We start from the raw sequence: 14,046 nt of genomic DNA on the forward strand, positions 1-14,046 counted from the left end.
CACAGCGTGTCACACGCTGCCACACTCAAAGACGCTCAATCACCATGGCCAAGCCTTGCCCAATGCCGATGCACAGGCTGACCACCGCATAACGCTTTTTGCTGCGGATGAGTTCTCGCGTTGCAGTCAGGGTTAAACGGGCACCCGATGCACCGAGCGGATGGCCCAGCGCAATGGCGCCACCATTGGGATTAACACGCGGATCATCCAGCGCTATCTTCATTATTTTCAGGCAAGACAATACCTGCGACGCAAATGCTTCGTTAATTTCGATAATGTCCATGTCTTGCAATGTCAGCCCGGCGCGTGCCAAGGCTTTGGGAATCGCATACGCGGGACCTACCCCCATGATGCGTGGCGCAACCCCCGCCGCCGCCGCTGAAATAATCCGTGCGAGCGGTTTAACCCCGGCTTTTTCACCTGCAGCGCGGCTACCGATCAACAAGGCAGCAGCGCCATCATTAATACCAGACGCATTGCCCGCCGTCACCACACCGCCGACCGCCAAAGGCTTCAGTGCAGAAAGTGTCGTCAGGGTTGCTTCCGGGCGCGGATGTTCATCCTGATCAACGATACGCGGCGGCGATTTGCGCCCGGTGGGCACGCTGACAGGCGTAATTTCTTCCGTAAAAAAACCTGCGGCACGGGCTTTTTCATACTTGGCTTGCGATCCCGCCGCGAAAACATCGGCTTCTTCGCGCGAGATACCGAAATCCTTGGCGACGTTATCTCCCGTTTCTGGCATCGAGTCATTGCCATACCGCGAAATCATGTCTGGATTGGGGAACCGCGTGCCGATCGTGCTGTCGTACATTTTTACATCACGGCTGTAGGCGCTGTCTGCCTTGCCAATAACATAGGGCGCACGACTCATGCTTTCCACGCCACCGGCAAGATAAAGCTCACCCTCGCCACAGGTCAGCGCCCGTGCGGCATCCACCACCGCACCCAGGCCGCTAGCGCATAGACGGTTCACCGTCTGCCCCGGCACAGTGACGGGAAAGTCCGCCAGCAACAGGGCGTTGCGTGCAATGTTGCGTGCATCTTCGCCGGCTTGCGTGACGCATCCGAGCAGCACATCCTCAATCTGCACCGGCTCCCAGGGTGAGCGCTCAACCAGGGTTTTCATCACGCCCGCAATTAAATCGTCGGGACGAACAGCTGCCAGAGCACCGGCATGCCGCCCAAAAGCTGAACGTAGGCCGTCGTAAATATAGGCATCAAGCATGGATAACTCCTTTGACCACCTTATTGGGAGGTGGTAAGTGGTAAGCGGGAGAAAAGCTTGCAGTCAGTGTAGTCAGACCGGATCCCAACTAAAAATATCGCCAGAAATATCCAGCGGAACAAAGCTGGAACGGAGTGCCGGCATGGCGTGTTCAGCAACCGTCTGCGGCGTCCACCCTTCGCTGCGATGAATGCCGCGTGTCGGCCGTGGCTGGCTCATGAGAAATATTTCATTACTACGCACAGCAAAAATTTGTCCGGTCACATCTTTTGCCGCATCAGAAGCCAGATAGACAACCACAGGTGCAATTTTTGCTGTTTCCATGGTCTGCAATCGCTTGACACGCGCTTGTTGCGCCGGGGTCTCGGTCGGGATAGAGCCAATCATGCGGCTCCAGGCAAAAGGTGAAATACAGTTGGAACGCACGTTGTAGCGACGCATATCCAACGCGATTGATTTGGACAACGCGGCAATACCCAATTTAGCGGCTGAATAATTAGCCTGACCCAGGTTGCCAATCAAGCCAGATGTGGATGTCATATGGACATACGAGCTGCTTTCCTGCTTGCGAAAATGTTCAGCGGCGGCGCGGCTCACAAAGAAAGCGCCATTCAGATGCACGTCAATCACTGCGTGCCATTGCTCCTCGGTCATCTTGTGAAAAATCACATCACGCAAAATACCGGCATTGTTCACGACGCTATCGATGCGCCCGAAGTTATCCAGCGCGCATTCAATAATGCGGTGAGCACTGGCCCATGAAGCCACACTTTCATAATTCGCCACGGCCTGCCCGCCCTTGGCGAGGATTTCCTGAACCACGCTTCCAGCGGGGGTCTGATCGCTGCCTGAACCATCGGCCGCACCGCCCAGATCGTTGACCACCACGCGCGCGCCTTCTGCCGCCATCAATAATGCGATATCGCGGCCTATGCCTCGACCTGCACCGGTGACGACGACGACCTTGTCTTGCATCATGCCTTGCTCACTCACGGCTTTCTTCTCCTTGTCAAATAAGTTCAAACAGGCAACGTTTTCTATTCATGAAAACATTGGCTGTGGATATTCATTCCTATGGGCGCAGATGTGCACTCGCCTCATCTTCTATTCGTTGCCATATTTCAATCGCCATCGGATTCTGGCTTTCTTCGAGAATATGGCCAACAAGCCCGACTGCTCGTGCCATGACGCCCAGCCCGCGCACGATTTTCCATGGGAAGCCAAACTCGCAGCAAATGGCTCCAATGGCTCCCGTCGCATTAATGGGCAAAGACTTTCCTGCTGCACGTTCTGCTTCACGGCCAATCGCCTGCATTAAAACGACATAGCGACCAGACAACCCGTTTTCTGCGGCAAGTTGAAACAGACGCGGCGTACGTGGATCAATCGGCTTGTGCAACGGATGTCCCAGCCCGGGAACAATCGCGCCTTGCGCACGCATGCGGCTGACAGTTTCTTTTGCCAACGCTTCCAGATCAACCTCGCCCGAGCCTTCTGGCAAAGCCTCATACAACATGCGTGCGGTAGTTTCTGTGCTGCCAACGAAGACTGAACCCAAGCCACATAATCCCGCAGCAACCGCTGCTTGCAGTGATTCGGGCGCACCCGCATAGGTAAGGCGTGCCGCTAACGCGCTGGGCGTCACCCCATGCTCAACCAATGTCACCACCAGCGCATTGAACATCACGGATTCTTGTGGTGTCGGCAGCCTGGCGGTCAGCTCGAGAAAGGCCATGTCACCTAAATTCAGCTTGCCTAGTATCTCGCTCGGCAAATCACGGTTTCTGACGGTAATCCGGTCCGGCGTACTCCAGGCGATATCCGAACGAATGGGTTTTTGCTTTCTGCTCATACGATAAATCTCTCCGTCACCGCATCCGATGATTTGTTGAATCGTTCTAGAAAAAAGAACTCAGAACAGTCCGTAATCCGCATCTACCAACTCATCACATCGTGTAAAAAACTCATCCCTGACAAATTCAACGCCCAAGTTCGCGGCCTTTAGCAGCGGCGTATGTCGCTGCTAAAGGTTTCCCTGGATTTGCCGTATTAGCTTTTAGCCTGCACTGGCATCAAGCAGCAGGCTTGACGCGTTGCTCTTCCGCATCGAGATAGGCACGCATGGCGGGTGCAGAGGCAGCTTCTTTTGCTAACAGTGACAGCGCCTTGCTGCCCAGCACATCAACACTGCCGCCTGCCTGAGCCAAGCGCTCGATACGCGGCAATCCTTCATCCAGAAACGCCCAGAAATCAGCCAATGCATCCTGCCGAACTCGTCCGTAGCCTTTGACAATCCGGCCTGCATCGGCTGCCAGCACGCCCAGCTGAGGGCTCTTTTTCAGGTTAGCCAAAATCGCGGCATCCCAACGCGCCAAAAGTGCCAGTTCATGACCATGGCGTCGTGAGCTGCGGCGTAATCCCTTCAGCATGGAAATTCCGCGCATTGTCGTATAACCCACGAAACCATTGGTTTTGATCTGAATAGGAAATTTGAGCTTATCGAAATCAGATTTAAACAGACGACCCACTTTTTCGATGATGTTAGCTATTGGCGCAGGCAAGCCACCAAGGATTTGCTCAGTATCTGGCACCAAATAGTCGGTGACAACAAAGCGCTGACCATCCTTAACGCCAAAATCCTGCTTGATGCGCGCAAAGCGTTCAGGCCGTGTTTTAAGCTGGGCAACCCGCGCACCATCTTCGTAGGTCATCCAATTAGATAAGTGTTGCGCATACGCTTCAACCAGACTGGCATCTGCACCCGGCTGTTTCGCCATGCGCGCAACGCGATCCAGAAAATCTGCGGCATAGGCGGTGTCTTGATAATCAATCAAGCGATACAACGATTCAGCGAGAATCAGGTGCATACGCGGGCCGTAGGTTTGCGCACCCTGAGCTAACAGTCTGTCGTAATCTTTGCGCTGGCTGTCGTTCAGACGCCCTTGGCGCTGACGAGCAAGCTCGGCTCCATCAATCGGGGCCTGGCCTTCAACCATCATGCGCGGCAAACTGCCATCCTTGACACGGTTATACCCGATATCAAACGCGGCAATGCTCGCTTTAACATTGACTTCGGATTCACGAATTGCTTCATGGAATGGCTCGCGGGGCAAATCAAATGCGGGAGATGCAATCGCCGCACCTAGCAACAACGCATTGCTGGTCAGCGCGGGCAGACCGGCTTCTAACACCAGACGTTGTGCATCCACCACGTTGTGCCGCCCAGGGGCCAGCTCGGCGACTGCACGGGCGATGATGGAGGAATCATAAATGCCGCCTTCAGCGGGCATTTTTTCCATCGTCGTTAAGTAGCGCGTGCTGTTGCCGATGATGCTGCATGTCGGTGAGGCAAAGCCGCCAAAGACCAGGCGGCCTAACTCTAGAAGCTCTTGACCGATCAGCAGATCCACGTCTCCCGGAGTTGCAAACACTGAGGGGATGGGCGTTTTGCCTTGGCCAGGAATGGCTTCACAGTAATAAGTCACCGTGCCCGCACGTTGTGATAGACCCAGCAGACCAATGCTGGTTGCGCGCCAGCCTGCATTAAGCAGGCCATGCACAAGCCAATCACTGAGCACGCCCCCCCCTTGCCCACCGACAGTACCGATGAGGATGCGCTTGGCACGAGGACGGGCAGATTGAGTAGTTCCAGTTGATACAGTCGTCGTTTCAGTATTCATGTTAGGCGGCTTCCTTGCTGGTTACGGGGACACGCGCAGCGGAACTGCCGATCATCAAGCGAGAAACACTTGCCTTGATCTTTTCCAGCCAGCTGGCGTTTTCGATTTTGGTGACTTTGAAAAACGAGGGACACAGTTGCGCCGCCGTGGTGATCTCGCCGCACACGCCACAGCCAACACAGGTGGTGTCAATCGCCGCAACCGGCGCAGTACGCAAACTGTTCGGGCCTTCTTTGAGCGTGAGTGAAGGACAGCCGTTAAAGCGCATGCAGGCATGATCTCCCACGCAAACTTCCGCATCCACACCCAGTCGATCAATTTCCACCCGCTTGCCCGCCTTGATTGCCGCTTCGCGTTCCGGTTTGACCCGCCGTTGCTTTTGCAGCTGGCATTCGGCTTCAGAAATCAATACGCGGACTTTGGGTATTTTTGAATCGCGACGATAACGATCCATGATCTCTTTGAATGCCTTGAAATCATAGGGATTAACGCGTTCAACATCTCTGACACCCATGCCACGGAACGTGTTTTCAATACTCATGTCCGAACCAATGGCTTCACCAGTCATCAACTTGCCGACGTTAGGATTTTCATGTGCGCCGGTCATCGCCGTCCATTTGTTATCGGCCACGATATAAATCGCATCTTGCCGGTTATAGATGGCATTCGCGGCAGACGTATTAAATGCGCTGTGCCACAATGTGCCATCGCCCACAACGGAAACGTTCTGTTGAGTAGATAAAGCCGAAATACCAGCGGCAGCGGCAAGACCTCCGCCCATACCCATGTTGGAATCGGCCATGCCAAAGGGTGCGTAGGCGGCCATGCCGTAGCAACCCACATCACCACCATGCCATTCTTTCACACCCGTTCTGTATTCTTCAATTTTCATCTGCGCGAAAATCGGGCGCTCAGGACACCCCGTGCAGAAGGTGGGAATCCGCGGCGGCACAGGCGCTGGGAACATACTAACGGCTTCACTCTTGCGCGAGAGAACACCCGTTAGCATGGTGACAGGGCTAGGATTTATTTCGGGCATAGCTTCCGCAATAAATTTTGCCAAGGGTTGGGCCAGACGATCTGGCAACAACTCACCATATTTTGGAATAATGTCGTGACCGAAAAACTTGACATTGATGCCTCGTTTTTGCAGCAGCATGCGAATTTGCATTTCCAGAAGATCAGGCTGACCTTCCTCAACAATCAGGACATGGTGTTTGCCTTCCATAAAGCCGGCAATTTGGTCATCATTCAGCGGATGTATGACATTCAGCTGGAGGAGCTGCAGCCTGGGATCAAGATCACCAAACTCGTCTGCCAAGCCGAGAAGACTCAGTAAACGCATGGTGGTATTGAACGTCGTGCCATGCGTAATGATGCCGACCTTGGCCTCCGCATGACCAAAGTATTCATTCAGTTTTCGTTCAACAACCAGTCGTGCTGCCGTAGGCAAACGGCTCTCAAACCGTGCAGACTCTTGCGAATAAGAGTTTGGCGGAAAAGGAAATGTCGCCGGGTTGCGCTTGAAGTCAATCGCTTTGTTGTTGGTATTGATCTTGGCCACGACATTGTCGCCAACCGTCACGCGGGCATTGCAATGTGAAAGCTGCGGGCGCACCAGCAAGGCAACAACCGATTGGCTATCACGCGATATATCCATGCCTTCTTTAACCATGCGATGCAACACTTGCGAGTCGCCCCGTGAATCAATCACGATGATGCCGGATTTCACACCCCAGGACAAAGTACGCTGCAGAACCGAAGTACTCGAACCACCGTAATCTTCGCCAACAACAATCATCGCGCCTTCTTTTACCCCTATTTGCGAGACGTGATCTACCACATCTTGACCGACACCGTTGCCCAGCACCTTCCACGTCACGGCGCCACGTACCGGACCATAAACAGATGTCGTCAGCAGCGCAGCTGCCGCCATCTCGTTACTTGATGTCTCAAAAAATATGCCATATTTTTTAAGCACGGTCTCATAAGCATCGGCTGCCGCATCCATCACGTTGGCAACGGGTGAGCCGGGGTAACCACCGATGTAGCTAATGCCGGACTCGAGCAAAGCCTTGAGTACGACCAATGCGCCATCGCCATACAGCGTGTCGCCTTGCTTTCCCTCTAGTTCGGCAATCTGCTCCGATGCGTAAGAATGTGCCATGGTTATATCTCCTTTAGATATTGTGGTCGTTTTTTGCGGTAGCAATCAATCAAATTTAAATATTTATTTAACCTATTGACATGCCAAATTCTGATTACACCGCCGTATCACCAGCGCCGACTTTTCATGTTTTATCAGCGCCCTTTAAACACGGGCGGGCGCTTTTCAGCAAAAGCCGCCAGGCCTTCTTTTTGATCTTCCGTCGTAATCAAAAACGCCATCGACAGCGCTTCGATATCCATGAAAGCATCAAACGGCATACGTAAGGCGTCACGCAGGGCTTTTTTCGCCAGACCATGCGCCATCGTTGGCCCTGCAGCTAATTGATCTGCAATTTTATGCGCTTCGCCAGTGAGCTCACTGGCCGGCACCGTCCAGTTATACAAGCCTATATCTGTGGCTTCTTGCGCGGTCAAAGTTTTATTTAACAGCACAATTTCCTTGGCGCGCGTCATGCCTAGGCGATGCGCAAGAAAATAGAGCGCGCCAGAATCCGGCATCGCTCCGATCTTGCCAAAGGCGGGTACAAACGCCGCTTCTTCACAAGCCAAAACCAAATCAGCCGCCATGACGAGGCTGATCCCCGCGCCTGCGGCAGGACCATTCAGCACGACTAACACCGGCTTATCAAGTGTCAAGATTGCGTGAATAAGCGGGCGCATTTCGATGTCTAAAAAATGCAGTACCTCTTGCGGCGAGTGGGATTTGAAAATGGATTTCAGATCACCCCCGGCACAAAAAACCGGGCCTTCCCCGGTGAGCGTCACAGCACGTACGGACACATCACGCGCAGCCTCAGCAAGGCCCGCGGACAACGCGCGAATGCAAGTTGCATCCAGCGCGTTGCGCACGTGGGGGCGCGTGATACAAAGCTCCATCACAGCGCCGCGACGGGAAACAGCGACCGTTTGCTCTTTACTCATTTATCAGCTTTCCAATCAAGGGTTTTTGAAGTTGGGTTTTTCTTTGGCTTTGAAAGCGCGCACGGCTTCTTCATGGTTAGCCGTACGGAAGGTTAACCCTTCCAAGCCTAACGAAGCATCAATTACCTGATTCAAAATCATGCGCAAATATAGATTGACCGAGCGCTTGGTCATTTCAATGCCTAGACGCGGGCCGTTGGCCAAGCGTTCAGCAAAAGCATACGTGCGCGCTTCCAGATCAGCAGCGGGCACGGCGTAGTTAACCAAACCGATTGCGGCAGCTTGCGCGCCAGTCAAGGGGTCGCCCGTCATTAAATATTCTTTCGCACGGTTCGGACCAATCAGCAAAGGCCAGATCACCGCGCCGCCATCGCCTGCCGCCACGCCAATAGAGACGTGTGAATCCGCTATTTTCGCGGCTTCATCCATGAAACTCACATCGGCAAACAAGCCAAGCGTCGCCCCCAAGCCCATGGCAGCACCATTGATCATGGAAATAATCGGCTGCGGCGCATCAACCAGTGCGCGCAAAACCTCAACGCCTTCGCGCATCACTTTGCTGTAGTCATCCCCGGAGCCATCGCTCAGAACCTTGATCCACTCGAGATCTCCCCCGGCACAAAACGCGCGGCCGACAGGGTCTCCCGTTAGCACAATGGCACCAATGGTGCGATCCAGCGCAGCTTCACGCAAGGCCTGGGGCAATTCTTCGTGCATGAAGGCATCGACGGCATTGCGTTTTTCAGGCGAACTCAGCTTGATGGTTAAAATTGCGCCTTTTCGTTCAAGAATCAACCGCTGGTACTTTTTGCTCATTTCTCTCTCCAGAATGAATAAAATTCTTTATATCTTTTTACAACATTTAGCCACAGCGTAGGGTGAAACTTTTGGCTGTGCCTTTCATTCCTGCGCCGAGCCTTGCCATCGCTTGATGCCCGGCACATCAATGTTGAACTGATCCAGTACCCGCCCAACCACCTGGGTTACCGCGTCATCCAGCGAGCACGGCCCAAGATAGAACGAGGGCACTGGTGGCATGATGATTGCCCCGGCTTCCGTTGCCAACGTCATATTGCGCAGATGAATCAAATTCAGCGGCGCCTCGCGCGTCACCAGCACCAATTTACGTCTTTCCTTTAACGTGACATCCGCCGCACGGGTAATCAAATTGCTGCTGGCGCCATTCGCAATGCTCGACAGCGTGTTCATGGAACACGGAATAACCACCATACCTGCTGTGCGAAACGAGCCGCTGGCAATTGACGCACCAATATCCTTATTGCTATGGACCTGGGTTGCTAACGCCTCAAAAGTTTCGCGCGTTTCGTTCAACTCCAATTTCGCAGTGAGCACCGCGGCGGAAGACAGCACAAGGTGCGTCTCCCATCCGGCCACTCGATGCAACAACTGCAGCAAGCGCAGCCCAAGCAGCGAACCAGACGCCCCGCTAACAGCGATGACTAGCCTTTGCGGGGGAAAGCTCACGCTACGCGCCGGAGAGTATCTGTTGAGCCAATCGCGCTGGTGAGCAAAGCTTGCAGCTTATTAAACCCTGCATCGCTATACGTTGCCATTGCTGCTTTACGGAACGCGGGATCCGCCCTCACGACACCGATACCTTGGGTTGCCCATTCGCGAATCAACGCATTGCCGCAATCCAACGCGCGCTGCGCCTGACCTTCTTCGTATGACAGCAATACCTCGCCTAACAGTGCTCGCCATGAAGTACCCTGCTCTACTACCACACCACATCCTGCTGCCCTGGCAACTTCTTGTGTTCGTTTTGCAAACTTGAGCGCTTGCGCGCCTTCGATCGGCATAGCAAACACTAAACGCAGATAGCGGGAGCCGACAGACTTCTCATACTTTGCCCACTCTGCTATCGGACGCCCCTTCATCAACCCGGCACGCGCGGCAGCCGGGCCTTCTTTGGCGCCAGTTAAATCTTCCAGGCGTGCACCACCTAGCTTGCCAGCAATACCATTTAACATGCCCCACAACAGATCGACGTTTTTCGGCAAACCGTAGAGTGCACCGTAGATATTCCACGCCGCAGGTGTGCCGCCCAGCAAGGTACGCTCGCTCTCGCCATCAATCACCACGATGGTGTTCGGCACTATCATATTGATACGCAGATCGCGCACGATCTCGACCACAGCCGTCATGGTAGCTTCGTCATTGATGCGGAATGCAAAAGGACGATACGCTGGCGGCGCGGGGGAAATCCACAAACCCACTTTGGTGGGAATGCCCAGGCCAGATTGTGTGAAGCTGCCATCAACGTAGGGGCCAAAACCTAGCTTGAACAACTGCCAGCAATCCCCTTTAGGAAAGGCGCCCATGCCAGTACGCACTTGGGTTCCCTCGGCGGTAATCACTTCCAAACCGCACTGCATCATCAGATTATCGCTATACGCGGTATAGCCAAACGAACGATCCCAAATAGCCCCCAAAATTGATTCGGCGTCGTTACGCCCGCTATCTACCCAAAAATCATGACCTTTTGCTTTCAAGGCGGCACTCAAATCAGCATGGCTAACGCCTGGTTCAACCAATGCCGTCGCAGAATCGGGATCAATTGCGATAACCGCGCGCATATTCGATAAATCAACTAGCACAGGCTCACTTGCCACCTCGGGCGCGAGCAAACCATTACCGCTGGAATTGGGCGCAACCCATAAAGCAACGCCCTCGGCATGAGCCGCCTTTTGAATCGCCTGAACTTCTTTCACCGTCTTGGGGCGTATCACTTTTTTAGGCAGATTCGAGATGCCTGCGGTGCCGCGCAAGATTTTCGTGTCAGTCAGTGCTTCAACTTTTACACCGCTTTTTTTGAGTTTTGCTTCCAATGCGCTTATTGTCATAATATTCCTCACCACTCATCAAGTTGGTTTGCGCGCGGGTGGAATCACCTGCCGCAGACTATCAAAATCAACGCCCTTCATTTGCGCCCAGGCGGGCCGCATTTTGGGGTCCACCGATTCAGCAGGTTCGCTATCCCGCCATGTGTAGGCGCAATCCTTGCAGTGCCAGACACGCCACAGGACTTTTCCATCTTCCATACCGGCATGCATTTGCGTCACCCCGGGTGACTCGCATCGCGGACAAATCACTTTCATCAGGCGTGTCCTTTCTGAAGTTCATTCAAGCGCTGCATCAAGGCATCAATGGCGGGGCCCATCGGACGATCCACGAGGTGCGGATCAGCGCCCAGGTTATCCGGCGCCATGAAGCTGGTTGCATCGATAATCAACCGATGCCCCTTGCCTGGCACTTCGGCTGCCGGGTCAATCGGCACCATCGGCATATTGGGAATCACAATAATGTCGTTCGCACGGGTGCGGGTGGATAGCGCCCACATCACCTGATTGAGATCAAACGGATCAACATTTTCATCAACCAGAATCAGATTTTTCAGATACATCGTGCCGTGAGGGGTACCCAGGGCACGCATCGCTACCGACTTGGCAAAGCCGGAGAAACGATTGCGCACAGAAATGATGCCCGTCAAGCCGTGTTGATAGAGCGCATTGACGGCCGCCACCTCGGGAAAGTCTTTTTTCAGCTGCGCATAAATGGGTGCCGAGGTATTCAGGCCTATGAGCGTGTCGTGTTCTGTCCAGCCCTTGCCGATATAGATATTCTCGAAAATGGGATTGTTGCGATGGCTCACCCCCGTGACGCGGAACAGGGGAACTTTACGCACGCCGCTGTAACTGCCCGGGAATTCGCCAAAGGGGCCTTCCACTTCACGCTGATTGAGTTGCAGCTCCCCCTCAATCACCATTTCAGTATCCGCCAGAATATCGGTGCCATTAACCGCTGTCGTTAAGCGCAAAGCCGCGCCCATCATTTGCGATGCATAGGCAAATTCGGATTCATCGTAACCCACCGGGGTTGCCGCAAACATCGGCATGGCCGGGTGATTACCGATCATGACCGAGACCTTGAGTGGCTTGCCATGTTGTTCAGCCATCAGCATTTGACGGCCCATGTCATGCGCCGGAATCGACAGCAACGTGAAGGTATCCGGCCCCATGACCTGAATACGATAAATGCCGACATTCTGCTTGCCAAAATTGTCCGGCTCGAGCGGATCGCGGCTCACTACGCAGGCTTTGGCAATATAAAAGCCGCCATCATTGGCATTGATGCGATACAGTGGCAGAAGATCGTAAAGATTGATATTTTTATCGATGCGATTTTCATTCACGGGCGCTTGCTCAGGTGGCACCCGTTCCAGCAAGGGTTTATCTGAACCCCAGCGACGAATAATCTCAAAAAACAAATCACGCACCGGGGTTGTTTTAGGCAAGCCGAGCAATAACGCCAGATTGCCAAAACTGCCATGCACATTGACCGCCACGCGCTTACCCGGGTAACCCCTGATCTGGTCAAATATGACAGCTGGCCCGGTCGCTACGTTGTTCCCTGCGGCGACAGAAATGTTGCGGATATCCGGCTCTGGCATCACCGGATCAGGCCAACGCACGCATTGCTCGTGCTCGCCAAGAAACGTCAGGAAGTCACGCAATGAACCCACGCGCGCCGCGATCGCGCCGGCCTCGGCAGATAGCGATACTGTTTTCTCAGTGGCCATGACTCGCTCCTGGCGCTTGTATCGTTATCCACTTCCATTCGGTGCAGTGATCAATATCGGTTTGCGCCCCTTCACGGCCCATGCCGGAGTCCCCCACACCACCAAACGGCACGTGGGGTTCGTCATGCAGCGTGGGGGCGTTAACGTGCACCATACCGGCATGAATGCCCTGTGAAATGCGCATGGCTTCATCAAGATTTTGTGTAAAGACAGCGGCCGACAAGCCGTAACAGTTGTCGTTGGCAAGCGCTAACGCCGCATCAGCAGAGCCGACTTTATACACGGCGGTGACCGGGCCAAAGGTTTCTTCCTGGTAGCACACCATGCGCGAATCAACGCCGGTGAGTATGGTGGGCAAACAGCGATTGCCCACCCACTTGCCCCCTGTTTCAAGCGTGGCGCCATGGGCTACGGCATCGTCAATGTGATGGCGAATGCGATCACGCTGGCGTTGCGAAATGATCGGCCCGAGCATGGTTTTTGGGCTGCGCAAATCGCCATAACCCACCCCGGCAGCCGCCGCTTTATAGCGACTGAGAAACTCATCATAAATAGGCGCTTCCACCAAAATACGGCTGGAAGCCATGCACGCCTGGCCTTGAAACAGAAACATGCCAAACACGGCCGCATGAACGGCCGCATCCAGATCAGCATCCTTGAGAATGATGAGCGGATTTTTACCACCCAGTTCAAGCAAGGCACGCTTCATGTGTTTGCCACACAATGCTGACAAATGCCGGCCGACGCGGGTTGAGCCTGTGAAGTTCACACCCTTGACGCGTGGATGCGTCACCAGATCATCGCCAATTTCATGCCCAAAACCGGTTAGCACATTGAATGATCCGGCCGGAAACCCCGCATCGCGGAATAATTCGGCAACCAGGATAGCCAGCGCTGGCGCTTCTTCCGATGCCAGCAAAACAACGGTATTACCCGTTGCGAGCGGCCCCGTGCACTGCTTCATCGCCTTGATCAGTGGCACATTGAATGGGGTGATGCAAGCAAACACCCCCAAAGGCTCGCGCACGCTCATGCTAAAACGGCCCGGTACATCGGAGGGAAGCGTTTGCCCAGTGATACGGCGGGGAATACCGGCCGCAGTCCGCAAATGCGCAATGGCGTATTTGATTTCGAAATGCGCTTTCAACAGCGGCGAACCAATCTCATCAATCAGCACATCGGCAAACGCATCCTTGCGCTGTTCGAGCAAATCGGCCGCTTTGCCAAGCCAGGTTTCACGCTGTCCCGGTGTGGTGTCGCGATAACTGGCAAACGCAGCGTGAGCCGCTTCTGCAGCCAATTGCACATCTTCCACAGCCGCCCTTGCCACTTCAGCGTAAGGACTATCATCCACCGGCGTGTGATCAACAAAGGTGGCGTTGGACTGGGCTGCGCGAAATTCACCACCAATCCAGAAATTAAGCTTTTTGAGTGCCATGGAACCTCCT

12 protein-coding genes are annotated in these 14,046 nt (G+C 54.1%); all 12 read right to left on the reverse strand.

Translation table 11 applies throughout. The annotated features are described in order from the left end of the window. Nucleotides 1–25: 25 nt before the first annotated feature. Nucleotides 26–1,228 carry a 3-oxoadipyl-CoA thiolase gene (locus PG1C_RS11415; RefSeq protein WP_202634886.1) on the reverse strand — a complete coding sequence of 401 codons (1,203 nt, stop codon included), beginning with the start codon at nt 1,226–1,228 and terminating at the stop codon, nt 26–28. A 72-nt stretch (nt 1,229–1,300) separates the two neighbouring features. Beyond that, entirely contained in the window at nt 1,301–2,221 is a 921-nt protein-coding gene (locus PG1C_RS11420) for an SDR family NAD(P)-dependent oxidoreductase (RefSeq protein ID WP_237218169.1), read from the reverse strand. 79 nt (nt 2,222–2,300) lie between these two features. Further along, nucleotides 2,301–3,080, reverse strand: a complete 780-nt coding sequence (locus tag PG1C_RS11425; protein WP_202634887.1) for a citryl-CoA lyase — start codon at nt 3,078–3,080, stop codon at nt 2,301–2,303. A 220-nt stretch (nt 3,081–3,300) separates the two neighbouring features. Next, complete coding sequence (locus PG1C_RS11430) at nt 3,301–4,908, reverse strand: indolepyruvate oxidoreductase subunit beta family protein (RefSeq protein WP_202634888.1); 1,608 nt, start codon at nt 4,906–4,908, stop codon at nt 3,301–3,303. A 1-nt stretch (nt 4,909) separates the two neighbouring features. Then, a complete protein-coding gene (locus tag PG1C_RS11435) occupies nt 4,910–7,075 on the reverse strand; it encodes a thiamine pyrophosphate-dependent enzyme (RefSeq protein ID WP_202634889.1) in 2,166 nt (721 codons plus the stop codon). A 134-nt stretch (nt 7,076–7,209) separates the two neighbouring features. Further along, nucleotides 7,210–7,998, reverse strand: coding sequence for an enoyl-CoA hydratase/isomerase family protein (locus tag PG1C_RS11440; protein WP_202634890.1), 789 nt, complete (start codon nt 7,996–7,998; stop codon nt 7,210–7,212). A gap of 15 nt (nt 7,999–8,013) precedes the next feature. Beyond that, nucleotides 8,014–8,814 carry an enoyl-CoA hydratase/isomerase family protein gene (locus PG1C_RS11445; RefSeq protein ID WP_202634891.1) on the reverse strand — a complete coding sequence of 267 codons (801 nt, stop codon included), beginning with the start codon at nt 8,812–8,814 and terminating at the stop codon, nt 8,014–8,016. Between the two features lie 84 nt (nt 8,815–8,898). Then, complete coding sequence (locus tag PG1C_RS11450) at nt 8,899–9,483, reverse strand: UbiX family flavin prenyltransferase (protein ID WP_202634892.1); 585 nt, start codon at nt 9,481–9,483, stop codon at nt 8,899–8,901. Beyond that, complete coding sequence (locus tag PG1C_RS11455) at nt 9,480–10,862, reverse strand: FAD-binding oxidoreductase (protein ID WP_202634893.1); 1,383 nt, start codon at nt 10,860–10,862, stop codon at nt 9,480–9,482. The genes PG1C_RS11450 and PG1C_RS11455 overlap by 4 nt, the downstream gene beginning before the upstream one ends. 18 nt (nt 10,863–10,880) lie before the next feature. Beyond that, nucleotides 10,881–11,117, reverse strand: a complete 237-nt coding sequence (locus PG1C_RS11460) for a non-oxidative hydroxyarylic acid decarboxylases subunit D (RefSeq protein ID WP_202634894.1) — start codon at nt 11,115–11,117, stop codon at nt 10,881–10,883. Continuing rightward, nucleotides 11,117–12,598, reverse strand: coding sequence for a non-oxidative hydroxyarylic acid decarboxylases subunit C (locus tag PG1C_RS11465; protein WP_202634895.1), 1,482 nt, complete (start codon nt 12,596–12,598; stop codon nt 11,117–11,119). The genes PG1C_RS11460 and PG1C_RS11465 overlap by 1 nt, the downstream gene beginning before the upstream one ends. Further along, nucleotides 12,588–14,036, reverse strand: coding sequence for an aldehyde dehydrogenase family protein (locus PG1C_RS11470; protein ID WP_202634896.1), 1,449 nt, complete (start codon nt 14,034–14,036; stop codon nt 12,588–12,590). Before PG1C_RS11470 ends, PG1C_RS11465 begins: the two co-directional genes overlap by 11 nt. Nucleotides 14,037–14,046: the final 10 nt, after the last annotated feature.

The sequence above is a fragment of the Rugosibacter aromaticivorans genome, from assembly GCF_000934545.1.
GTDB lineage: Bacteria > Pseudomonadota > Gammaproteobacteria > Burkholderiales > Rhodocyclaceae > Rugosibacter > Rugosibacter aromaticivorans.

Bases quoted from the DNA above. Each gene is read 5' to 3' on its own strand.
- PG1C_RS11445 (WP_202634891.1), bottom strand. From the start codon at position 8,814: ATGAGCAAAAAGTACCAGCGGTTGATTCTTGAACGAAAAGGCGCAATT.
- PG1C_RS11460 (WP_202634894.1), bottom strand. From the start codon at position 11,117: ATGAAAGTGATTTGTCCGCGATGCGAGTCACCCGGGGTGACGCAAATG.
- PG1C_RS11440 (WP_202634890.1), bottom strand. From the start codon at position 7,998: ATGAGTAAAGAGCAAACGGTCGCTGTTTCCCGTCGCGGCGCTGTGATG.
- PG1C_RS11430 (WP_202634888.1), bottom strand. From the start codon at position 4,908: ATGAATACTGAAACGACGACTGTATCAACTGGAACTACTCAATCTGCC.
- PG1C_RS11455 (WP_202634893.1), bottom strand. From the start codon at position 10,862: ATGACAATAAGCGCATTGGAAGCAAAACTCAAAAAAAGCGGTGTAAAA.
- PG1C_RS11425 (WP_202634887.1), bottom strand. From the start codon at position 3,080: ATGAGCAGAAAGCAAAAACCCATTCGTTCGGATATCGCCTGGAGTACG.
- PG1C_RS11470 (WP_202634896.1), bottom strand. From the start codon at position 14,036: ATGGCACTCAAAAAGCTTAATTTCTGGATTGGTGGTGAATTTCGCGCA.
- PG1C_RS11435 (WP_202634889.1), bottom strand. From the start codon at position 7,075: ATGGCACATTCTTACGCATCGGAGCAGATTGCCGAACTAGAGGGAAAG.
- PG1C_RS11465 (WP_202634895.1), bottom strand. From the start codon at position 12,598: ATGGCCACTGAGAAAACAGTATCGCTATCTGCCGAGGCCGGCGCGATC.
- PG1C_RS11415 (WP_202634886.1), bottom strand. From the start codon at position 1,228: ATGCTTGATGCCTATATTTACGACGGCCTACGTTCAGCTTTTGGGCGG.